Source organism: Agrobacterium sp. MCAB5 (genome assembly GCF_052114365.1).
In the GTDB taxonomy this organism is placed as follows: domain Bacteria; phylum Pseudomonadota; class Alphaproteobacteria; order Rhizobiales; family Rhizobiaceae; genus Agrobacterium; species Agrobacterium tumefaciens.
Window position 1 is genome coordinate 1 of record NZ_JBFREP010000110.1, and the last position, 683, is coordinate 683.

At 63.2% G+C, this 683-nt stretch carries 1 protein-coding gene; it reads right to left on the reverse strand.

The genetic code is table 11. The features are described 5' to 3' along the window. Positions 1 to 683 (reverse strand): tripartite tricarboxylate transporter permease (locus AB4Z23_RS27630; protein ID WP_441361198.1); only part of this gene is annotated, 683 nt, incomplete at both ends.

Here is a 683-nt window from a genome sequence, read left to right on the forward strand (position 1 = left end):
CCAAAGCGCTCTGGCGTCTTGGAGATCTTCTTCTCAAGCGCATAGGATGCGAAGGACGCCAGGATTGCACCGCCGCCCGGAAGAACCCCTAAGGCGGAACCCAGCAATGTGCCCCGGCAAGCGGGCCCGATCATAGCCTTGAAATCTGCSCGACTTGGCCAGAGGCCTGCAACACGGCTGATGACSGCGGTTCGCTCGATCGTCGTCTCCAGRTTKCGCAGGATTTCGGCRATKCCGAAGAGSCCRACGGCGACGGCYACRAAATTCARACCRTCYGCSAGTTCCGGYCGRCCRAGCGTGAAGCGCATCGCKCCGGTATTGATGTCCGTTCCCACAAGCCCGAAGACGAGGCCCATCGAGACCATGGCGATCGTCTTCAGCACCGATCCCCGCGCAAGAACGATGGACGCGGCGAGCCCGAGCACCATCAGGCCGAAATATTCGGGCGAGCCGAATTTCAGGGCGATCGATGTCAGGGGCGGCGCAAGGGCCGCGACGACAACGGTCGCGATAGTGCCGGCGAAGAAGGAACTCAGCGCGGCGGCTGCAAGCGCTGGCCCTGCTCTCCCCTGCCGTGCCATCTGGTATCCATCCAGAGCCGTCACCGCCGACGAGGATTCGCCAGGCAGATTGATGAGGATCGCCGTTGTCGAGCCGCCGTACTGCGCGCCGTAGTAGATGCC